This window comes from bacterium (genome assembly GCA_036524115.1).
GTDB lineage: Bacteria > JAUVQV01 > JAUVQV01 > JAUVQV01 > DATDCY01 > DATDCY01.
In genome coordinates this window covers 1-9,731 of record DATDCY010000136.1, presented here as the reverse complement: position 1 = coordinate 9,731, position 9,731 = coordinate 1, and the positions used below count along the sequence as shown (strand labels likewise).

Genomic DNA, 9,731 nt, shown 5'->3' with positions numbered 1-9,731 from the left:
AGGGCGGCTGGGTGCCCTTCGAGCTGGAGCTGCTGCAGCGGCACGGTTTCGCGGTCGTCGGCATCGGCCCGCGCACGCTGCGCACGGACACCGCCTGCATCGCGCTGCTGGGCCTCGTCGCCGAGCGCCTGCGCGGCTGATACCCGTCCGTTTCCGCGTCGGGCCCCGGCCCGGCGGCGCCTGTTCGCTTCCGTCGCGCCCCGTTTGGCCTCGGGCCAGTGCGCGAGGCGGCGGGCCCGCTCCCTCGGTCGTGGGTCTCCGCGGCCTACCCGCGAATGGGCCGGGGGCTCGCGTGCTGTAACTCGCCCTGCGGGCTCAAACAACAGCCCGCGTCCCTGCGGGACCGCCCTCGGCCCGTTCGCCGGCTTCACGGCCGCTCCACTCTATCTCCCTGCGGAAGCGGGCCAGCCGCCTCGCTGAAGCCGGTGCCGTGGCCCGGCACGGCTACTGGTGAGCAGGCGACCGACGCGCCGCTGCGGTGGACGGCCTAGGATTCCTGTGTCGGGCGCAGCAGACCCGGGCCGCGCGCGGGCTCGGACGGCCGCGGGTCCGGCGGCGGCGACGGCCGCAACGCGGGCAGCGCGAGGTCCGCGGCGCTGATCGTCTCCTCCTGCACCATGATCACGAGCCGCTCGACGCAGTTGCGCAGCTCCCGCACGTTCCCCGGCCAGGCGTGGGCGGCCAGCGCCGCGAGGGCGTCGGGGGCGAAACGCTGCCGGCGGTGGCCGGCGCTCGCGCAGAACTCGGCGAGGAAGTGCGCGGCGAGCAGGGGGATGTCCCCGGGGCGCTCGCGCAGCGGCGGCACGTGGAGCGCGAGCACCGCGAGGCGGTAGTAGAGGTCCTCGCGGAAGGCGCCGGCGGCGACCAGTTCCTCGAGGCGCCGATTCGTCGCGGCGATCACGCGCACGTCGACCTCCACCGCCGCGCTGCCGCCGACACGCTCGAAGCTCTGGCGCTCGAGCACGCGCAGCAACGCCCCCTGCGTGCGCGGGCCCATGTCGCCGATCTCGTCGAAGAAGAGCGTCCCGCCGTCGGCCTGCTCGAATTTGCCGCGCCGCCGGTCGGTCGCGCCGGTGAAGGCGCCGCGCTCGTGGCCGAAGAGCTCGCTCTCGACCAGCTCCTCGGGCAGGGCGGCGCAGTTGACCGCGACGAACGGCCGCAGCCGCCGCTCGGACTGCAGGTGGATCGCGCGGGCGACGAGCTCCTTGCCGGTGCCGTGCTCGCCGGTGACGAGCACGCGGCCGGCACCCGCGGCCGCGAGCGCGATGCGGCGGCGCAGCTCGACGACGGCCGGGTCCTCGCCGACGATCTCGACGGCGCCGGCGGCGCGGCGCAGCAGCTCGCTGTTCTCGCGGGCGAGGCGCCGCTCCTCGAGCGCGTGGCGCAGCACCAGCAGCGTGCGCTCGAGCGAGAGGGGCTTCTCGATGAAATCGTAGGCGCCAAGCTTGGTCGTGCGCACCGCGGTCTCGATCGTGCCATGCCCCGACATCATCACGACCGGCACCTCCGGCCACTCCCGCACGATCTCGCGCAGGATCGCCACGCCGTCGCGCCCGGGGAGCCAGATGTCGAGGAGCACCAGGTCGATCGGCTGCTCGCGCAGGCGCTGCAGCGCCGCCTCGCCGTTCTCCACGAGGACGGGGCGGAAGCCCTCGTCCTCGAGGACGCCCTTGAGCGCCGCGAGGATGCCCCGCTCGTCGTCGACGACGAGGATCGTCTCAGCCGGCACGGCCGACCTCCAGCCCCGGGTGCGGGGCCGCGGCCTCGCGTCGCAGGGGGAACTCCAGCACGAACGCGGTCCCGCGGGGCGGGTTGTCCTCGGCGCGCACCGTGCCGCCGTGGCTCGCGACGATGTCGCCGACGATGGCCAGCCCGAGGCCGCCGCCTTCCTTCTTGGTGGTGATGTAGGGCAGGAAGACGCGGTCGCGGTCCCCGGGCGGCAGGCCGCGCCCCGTGTCGGCGACCCGCACGCGCGCCGTGCGGCCGTCCTCGCCGGGCGCGGTCGCGATCTCGATCGTCCCCGGCCCGTCGAGCGCGTCGAGGGCGTTCTCCAGCAGGTTGATGAAGACGCGGCGCAGCTGCTCGGCGTCCCCGTCGATCACGAGCGGCTGGGGGTGGTGCCGGGTGACGAACTCGACCTCCCGGTGCCCGGGGCGGTAGAGGTCGACCGCGCCGTCGACCACCTCGCGCAGGTCCACCGGCTCCGGCCGCGGCGCGGGCAGCCGCGCGAAGCGGGAGAACTCGTCGACGAGCCGCTTCATGGCCTCGACCTCGGAGATGACCGTGGCCGCGGCCTCGAGGAAGACCTGCTCACGGTCGGGCGCCCCGTCGAGGAGCTTCTTGCGCGCCCGCTCGATCGAGAGCCGGATCGGCGTCAGGGGGTTCTTGATCTCGTGCGCGATGCGGCGCGCCGCCTCGCGCCACGCGGCGATCCGCTGCGCGCGCACCAGCTGCGTGAGGTCGTCGACGACGACGAGCCGCCCGAGGTCGGCGAAGCGCGGGTCGCGCAGCGGCACGACGGTCACGAAGAGGGTGCGCACGAGCCCGCCCGTCGAGAGCACGACGCGGCCCTCGCCGGCGGCGTCCGCGGCCGCCCGCGGGGCGTCGATCGCGTCCCGCAGCGGCCGCAGGGAGGGGTCGCCGAGGATCTGCTCGAGCGGGCGGCCGACGGCGTCGGGCGCCAGGCCGAGCAGTTCCTGCGCGGCGCGGTTGCAGGCCGCGACCGCGCCGCGGGGGTCGACGGCGATCACGCCGGTGGCGATCGCCTCGAGGATCGTCTCGATGAGGTTGCGCCGGCGCTCGAGCTCCACCGTGAAGCGCTGCAGATCGCGGTAGGCCTGCTCGAGCTGCGCCTTGCCCGTGCGCAGGTCGCGGGTCATGCTGTTGAAGGAGTCGACGAGCATGCCGATCTCGTCCTGGGCCTCGACGGCGATCGCGAAGTCCAGGTCGCCGCCGGCCACCCGCCGCGTGCCCTCGGCCAGCTGCTGGATGGGTGTCGTGATCACCCGCGAGAGGTAGAAGGCGAACCAGGTCGCGGAGAAGACGATGACGAGCGCGATCGTCGCCAGCCAGAGAGTGTAGCTCAGGCGGATCGGGCCGCTGAAGAGGCGCGTCTGGCGGTAGCTCTCGAAGGTCGCCGCCGCCCGCGAGAGGCGGGCGCCGAGGTCCGCCGGGATCACGAGCGTGGCGGCGACCACCGCGCGCACCGGCTGGCCGGCGGCGCGCACGGGCCAGTAGGCCTGGATCGCGGCGCCCGCGCTCGTCGTGGAAAGCGCCAGGCCGCTGCGCCCGTTCCAGGCGTCGAGCAGGCGCTCCGGCGGCAGCGCCGGCACCGGCCTGGCACTGGAGGCGAAGAACTGCTCGGGCGGCCCGGGGCCGTCGTAGTAGGCCGCCGCGGCCAGCTCGAGCTCCTGGAGCCGGCCCCGCAGGTGGCGCGCGCGGATCTCGCGGCGCCCCGGCCCGGCGAGGTCGAGGCGCACGATGTCCTCGGCCAGACGCTGGGCCTGCGCCAGCGCCGCGCGCTCCGTGGTGCGCGGCGTGTCCGCGGCGCTGGTGGCGGCCAGGCGCAGGGCGTCCTCGACGCTGGCGTCGAACCAGCCCTGCACGCTGGAGGTGACGAGCTTGAGCGAGACGAGGAAGAGCACGAGCGCCGGCAGGCTGGCCAGCGCGCTGAAGGCCACGACCAGCCGCGTGCGCAGGTGGGCGCCGGCGACGCGCTGCCGGCGCTCGAAGTAGAGCTTGGTCAGGTTGCGGAAGACCAGGATCGCCAGGGCCATGAGCAGGATGATGTTGAGGTTGAGGAGCGCGAAGATGGCGACACCGGTCGCCAGCGGCACCCCCGCGGGGGTGCCCTGGAGCCAGAGCTCGAGCGTCGTCAGCGCCGTGATCAGGGCGGCGATCGCCGCCGCCCAGAGCAGATTGCGGCGCAGGCGCAGGCTCATCGGGCGGGGCGCGGCGGCGGCGCGGGCGGCGCCTTGTGGTCGAGCAGGCCCTTGAGCTCGTCCATGAACTCGGAGATGTCCTTGAACTGCCGGTAGACGGAGGCGAAACGCACGTAGGCCACGTCGTCGAGCGCCTGCAGGCGCACCATGACGCGCTGGCCGATCCAGGCCCCGGGGATCTCCTTCTCGCCCAGCTCGAGCAGCTCGTTCTCGATCTCCTGGACGATGGCCTCGATCGCCGCGGCGCTCACCGGGCGTTTCTGGCAGGCCTTCTGGATGCCGGCGAGGATCTTCTGGCGGTCGAAGGGCTCGCGGCGCCCGTCCTTCTTGACGACCGTCGGCAGCACCTCCTCCACCCGCTCGTACGTGGTGAAGCGGCGCTGGCACTTGAGGCAGGCGCGGCGGCGGCGGATGATCTCGCCGTTCTTGCCCGTGCGCGAGTCGACGACCCGGTCCTCCAGGTGCGAGCAGAACGGGCAGCGCACGGGCTACTCCTCCGGCGCGCCGCCGCGGTGGAGCGCCACGCCCGCCTCCTCGAGCAACTCGCGCGAGAGCTCGTCGGGGTACCCCTCGGCGAAGACCACCGAGCGGATCCCGGAGTTGATGAGCATCTTCGAGCAGATGACGCAGGGCTGCGCGGTGCAGTACAGCGTGGCGCCGTCGACGCTCACGCCGTGGAGCGCGGCCTGGATGATCGCGTTCTGCTCGGCGTGCAGCGCGCGGCACAGCTCGTGGCGCTCCCCGGAGGGCACGCCGCGCTGCTCGCGCAGGCAGCCGATCTCCAGGCAGTGGCGCAGGCCGCGCGGCGCGCCGTTGTAGCCGGTCGAGAGGATGCGCTTCTCGCGCACGAGCACGGCGCCCACCCGGCGGCGCAGGCAGGTGGAGCGGGTCGCCACCAGCCGGGTGATCTCCATGAAGTACTCGTCCCAGGCGGGACGGCGGGGCGGGGCGGGCGGCTCAGTCGGCATAGGAGGCGAGCCGCTCGGCGTAGAGCGGGAAGCCTGCCGTGAGCTCCGCGACCGCCGCGTGCACCTCGCGCACGACCGCGGCCTCGCCGCGGGCGTCGAGGATGCGGTGGATCATGCCCGCGATCGCGCGCATCTGCGGCTCGCGCATCCCGCGGGTCGTCAGCGCGGGCGTGCCGATGCGGATGCCGCTGGTCACCGCCGGCGGCTGCGGGTCGTAGGGGATGGCGTTCTTGTTGACGGTGATGCCGGCCTCGTCGAGCCAGGTCTCGGCGTCCTTGCCGGTGATGCCCAGCGGCGCGAGGTCCAGGAGCATCAGGTGCGTGTCGGTGCCCCCCGAGACCAGCTGGAAGCCGAGCCGGACGAGTTCGCCGGCGAGCGCCCGGGCATTGGCGAGGATCTGGGCCTGGTAGTCGCGGAAGGCGGGCTGGAGCGCCTCGTGGAACGCGACGGCCTTGGCCGCGACGACGTGCATCAGCGGCCCGCCCTGGAAGCCCGGGAAGACGTTCTTGTCGACCGCGCGGGCGTAGGGCTCGCGGCAGAGGATGAGGCCGCCGCGCGGGCCGCGCAGGGTCTTGTGCGTCGTGCTCGTGACGATCGCCGCGTGCGGCACCGGCGAGGGGTGCAGGCCGGCGGCCACGAGGCCGGCGATGTGGGCCATGTCCGCCATGAGCAGGGCGCCGACCTCCTCCGCGACGGCCGCAAAGCGGGCGAAGTCCAGGGTGCGCGGGTAGGCGCTGGCGCCGGCGACGATGAGGCGCGGCCGGGTCTCGCGGGCGACCGCGGCCAGCCGGTCGTAGTCGATCGTGCCGCTTTCGCGCTCCACGCCGTAGAAGGCCGTCGTGAAGTACCGCCCCGAGAAGTTCACGGGATGGCCGTGCGAGAGGTGCCCGCCGTGCGCGAGGTTCAGGCCCAGGATCGTGTCGCCCGGCTCGAGCAGCGAGAAGTAGGCCTGCATGTTGGCCTGCGTTCCCGAGTGCGGCTGCACGTTGGCGTGGTCCGCGCCGAAGAGCAGGCGGGCGCGGTCGATGGCGAGACGCTCGGCGACGTCCACGAACTCGCAGCCGCCGTAGTAGCGGCGGCCGGGGTACCCCTCGGCGTACTTGTTGGTCAGCGTCGAGTCCTGGGCCTCCAGGACGGCCTCGCTCACGAAGTTCTCGGACGCGATCAGCTCGAGCTTGTCGCTCTGGCGGCGCGTCTCCAGCTGGATCGCCCGGGCGATCTCCGGGTCGATGGCACGCAGGTGCTTCATCGTCGTTCGTCTCCCTCCCCTGGGGCGCGGCCCGGCGCCTCCGCAGGACTTGTTACCATACCACGAATGCGGTCCGCCGTGCATCAGCACGGGGCGCGCACGGCGGGCCGCGGGAGAAAAATCTTGACAGGCAACAGTCCGCTCCTATAAGAGAATCGATGTTTTGGGCACCCCGCCGCGGATGCGCCGCGGAAACGGAGGACCAGGCACGTTGACGGACCGTCGAACACGTAACGTCCGGCGCCGCGGCGGCATCGCGGTGTGCTGCGGCGTCCTCTGCGCGCTGGCGGCGGCGGCCCTTCCCGCCGCCGCGCAGAACATCCAGACCAACATCGACATGAACTACACCTACGAGCAGGAGCACACGGGCAACGACGTCCTGGCCATCGCCGGCTTCCAGCAGAAGTACCAGGTGCGGCTCGGCACGACGCTCACGTCGTCCCTGGACTTCCTCGGCGCCCTCACCCTCGATCTTGACGACAAAGCGGGCACGGCGGTCGCGACCACGGCCAAGGCCTCGCCGAGCCTCGAGCTCGGCGTGCTCGGCCCGCAGTCCTCGGCGAAGTTCACCTACACCTCCATCGTCAACAAGACCCGGGAGTTCGAGGACGCCTCGGCGTCGACGATGAACTCGAACACCGCCGTGGTCGATCTGGACCTGACCCCCGGGTACTGGCCGGAGGTCAAGTTCAAGCTGCAGGAGCAGCGCGACTACGAGCTCGAGACGACGGAGACGTCGAACCGCACCATGGAGCTGCAGCTGCGCGACGACATCTTCGACGTCCTGCTGGAGTTCTCGCTGAAGCTCGGCTCGAAGCGGGACAGGCTCCCGGAGCGGCAGACCGACAAGGACACCGAGTGGTCGCTCAAGGGGACGTACAAGACCCAGATCCTCAGCGACGTGGACTTCGAGGCGGCCTACGAGCTCAAGGAGACGTACTCGGAGGTCGAGAAGCGCGGCGTCCCGGGGCTCCCCGAGGAGGAATACACGCAGTCGCTCAAGACGCGGCTGCAGAAGTCCCTGGAGCTGACGCCGCGGCTGCGCGGGGACCTGACCTGGGAGTACACGTTCGACCAGGACCTGCTGAAGCTCGACTACGAGTACCAGGTGACGAACAAGTTCGACCTGGAGGTGCGCTACGACGTGCTCCCCAACCTCAAGGTCGCCGCGTCCGCCAAGCGCGACACCGAGATGCAGGAGTCGATACCCGGGGAGGACGACACGGCGAAGGTCACGGACACCCTGAACGGGGCCTTCGACTTCGAGCCGGTCAACTGGCTGCGCATCGGGGGCAAGGGCGAGCTGAAGTACGAGGACGAGGTCGCGGAGGACACGGGGCGCTCGATCGACACCAACGACGACCGCAAGTACGAGTTCACGCTCAAGAACAGGTTCCGGGACGTCTGGGACCTGACGGCGGGCACGAGCGCGACCTGGTCCTACACCGACGGCATCCTGGACGCGCGGGAGGCGAAGTTCAAGAGCGTCCTCAGGCTGCGGGTGCTGAAGTTCACCTGGGCGGAGCTGCTGCTCACGCCGAGCTACGAGTCGTCGCACAAGTCGACCTGGGACGACCTGGGCCTCCCCTCGGGGGACACCTCCACCGCCAACGCGAAGTTCAAGCTGGAGTTCAAGAGCCTGGTCCTCGGATACCTGAGGACCACCATCTCGCACGAGTACGGGCGCAAGACCACGCGCGAGACGGACGAGGTGCTCAACTACGAGGAGGAGGTCGGGTTCAACGAGGACACGCGGCTGAACCTCGCGATCACCGAGTTCTTCGAGGGGCTCAGCCTCGAGGGGGAGCTCGAGCGCAAGGCGGACGACACCGAGGGGGACGCCGAGGAGATGGTCGTCGTCGTCTCCTACGCGCTCAAGCTCGACTGGAAGTACGAGGACTTCGTGCTCAGCTCGGCGTTCAAGTACAACGACCGCAGCTCCGAGGAGGACGACGACCTGGAGTTCACGACCAAGGTCGGCTGGAAGAACGACAACATGGACATCTCCGGCGACTACCAGTTCCTCAAGACGTACTCGGACCTGACGGACGAGCACCGCAAGCTCAACCTCAAGCTGAGCTGGAAGTTCTGAGGCGGGCTTGCCGCTTGACAGCGGCGGACTGGACATTAGAATGGCGGGGTTTATGGGCGGAAGGCTGGGGTTGCTGCCTGCCGGGAACCGGCGAGACCGGCTGATCATGCTCGCCGCGCGTTGCAGTCAAGGGAGGATTACATGCTGAGACGATCTCTCGCGGGCGTTGCGCTGGTCGCAGCGCTGCTGCCGCTTGTTGCCTGCAGCCCCGGCAAGGTCCAGATGAACGCCTACCTGCTCGACGACGCGAACGTGGGCGGGGACCCGAGCAAGGGGCTCAAGCCGATCAAGAGCGTCCTCGTCTGGCCGCTCGAGAACATTGCGCCCGGCGGCAAGGCCAAGGGGGTCGAGACCCCGTTCACCAGCCAGCTCGTGGACATCCTCAACCTGCGCAGCGGCTTTGAGAAGGTCGTGATCGTCGAGGAAGACCAGGCCAAGGACCTTATGACCCGCGCGGGCGAAGAGCTGGGGCTGAAGAAGAAGCCCAAGGCCCCGGTCGACGGCGCGCTCATCGCCACCAAGCTCGGCCAGCTCTCCGGCACTGAATGCATCCTCATCGGACGCCTCGAGAACTACGACGAGGACAAGGTCGACAAGTCGACGATCACCGTGGTCTCGGCGTCCTTCAACCTTCTGGATGCGCGCGAGAAGGCGTATCCCACCATCGACAGCTTCACGCCCGTCAAGCGGGTCTGGCGCATCAACGTGAAGCAGACGAGCCAGGAGACGCCGTTCGCGGGGCGCAAGGGGATCGACGACACGGCGCGCCTGATGTTCCAGCAGGTCGTCGACCGGCTGTCCCTCGACCTCGGGCAGGGGGCCGCCGCCTCGGGCAAGGCCCTGGCCAAGCGGGTCGACGAACTCAACGGCGCCGCGGAGAGAAGCCTTGACGCCGGCGAGTTCGACAAGGCCACCGCTTCCTGGAACGAGGTGCTCAAGATCCAGCCTGACAACAGGCGAGCCAAGAAGGGCCTCGAGGAGGTCGAGAAGGCCAAGCGCGAGGCACAGGAGCGCGAGAAGGCGGCCGCGCTCAAGAAGCAGATCGACGAGATTCGCGCCAAGGCGCAGGAGGCGGAGAAGGGCGGCGACTTGGAGGCCGCGCTCGCCGAGTGGAAGAAGATCGTCGACCTGGACAAGAAGAACGAGCAGGCCGCGGACAAGGTTGCCTCGCTGGACAAGAAGATAGCCGACAGGAAGAAGAAGGAGGCCGAGGAGGCCGAGCGCAAGGCCGCGGCCGAGAAGAAGGCCAAGGAAGAGGCCGACAGGAAGGCCAAGGAAGAGGCCGAGAAGAAGGCGAAGGAAGATGCCGAGAGAAAGGCCCGTGAAGAGGCCGTGAAGGCCGAGGAGGCCGCGAAGAAGGCCGCGGAGCAGCCTGCTCCCGCCGCCGCGCCCCCGGCTGCCGCGCCCGCTGTCGAAGAGGCCCCGGCGGCAGCCGCGCCCGCGCCCGCCGCAGAGCAGCCCAAGGCGGAGCCTGCGCCGGC

8 protein-coding genes are annotated in these 9,731 nt (G+C 70.9%); 3 read left to right on the top strand and 5 right to left on the bottom strand.

What is annotated here, in order from left to right; translation table 11 throughout:
• Nucleotides 1–11: 11 nt before the first annotated feature.
• Nucleotides 12–140, top strand: coding sequence for a 16S rRNA (uracil(1498)-N(3))-methyltransferase (locus VI078_06515; GenBank protein HEY5998944.1), 129 nt, complete (start codon nucleotides 12–14; stop codon nucleotides 138–140).
• A gap of 347 nt (nucleotides 141–487) precedes the next feature.
• Here the strand turns inward: VI078_06515 and VI078_06510 are convergent, their stop codons facing one another.
• From VI078_06510 to glyA, 5 genes are read right to left on the bottom strand one after another with little or no spacing between them, the layout of a single operon-like run.
• Nucleotides 488–1,729, bottom strand: a complete 1,242-nt coding sequence (locus VI078_06510; GenBank protein ID HEY5998943.1) for a sigma-54 dependent transcriptional regulator — start codon at nucleotides 1,727–1,729, stop codon at nucleotides 488–490.
• Nucleotides 1,719–3,941, bottom strand: a complete 2,223-nt coding sequence (locus VI078_06505) for an ATP-binding protein (GenBank protein HEY5998942.1) — start codon at nucleotides 3,939–3,941, stop codon at nucleotides 1,719–1,721. The genes VI078_06510 and VI078_06505 overlap by 11 nt, the downstream gene beginning before the upstream one ends.
• Nucleotides 3,938–4,426, bottom strand: a complete 489-nt coding sequence (nrdR, locus tag VI078_06500; protein ID HEY5998941.1) for a transcriptional regulator NrdR — start codon at nucleotides 4,424–4,426, stop codon at nucleotides 3,938–3,940. Before nrdR ends, VI078_06505 begins: the two co-directional genes overlap by 4 nt.
• Nucleotides 4,427–4,429: 3 nt before the next feature.
• A complete protein-coding gene (locus tag VI078_06495) occupies nucleotides 4,430–4,909 on the bottom strand; it encodes a dCMP deaminase family protein (protein ID HEY5998940.1) in 480 nt (159 codons plus the stop codon).
• On the bottom strand, nucleotides 4,899–6,242 hold the full coding sequence (glyA, locus tag VI078_06490; GenBank protein HEY5998939.1) for a serine hydroxymethyltransferase: 1,344 nt from the start codon (nucleotides 6,240–6,242) through the stop codon (nucleotides 4,899–4,901). The genes VI078_06495 and glyA overlap by 11 nt, the downstream gene beginning before the upstream one ends.
• 127 nt (nucleotides 6,243–6,369) lie before the next feature.
• Here glyA and VI078_06485 point away from each other — a divergent pair, with 127 nt between their 5' ends.
• Nucleotides 6,370–8,250: a hypothetical protein gene (locus tag VI078_06485; GenBank protein ID HEY5998938.1), complete on the top strand. Its 1,881-nt coding sequence runs from the start codon at nucleotides 6,370–6,372 to the stop codon at nucleotides 8,248–8,250.
• Nucleotides 8,251–8,391: 141 nt separating this feature from the next.
• The coding region (locus tag VI078_06480) for a hypothetical protein (protein ID HEY5998937.1) at nucleotides 8,392–9,731 on the top strand (1,340 nt) is incomplete at its 3' end.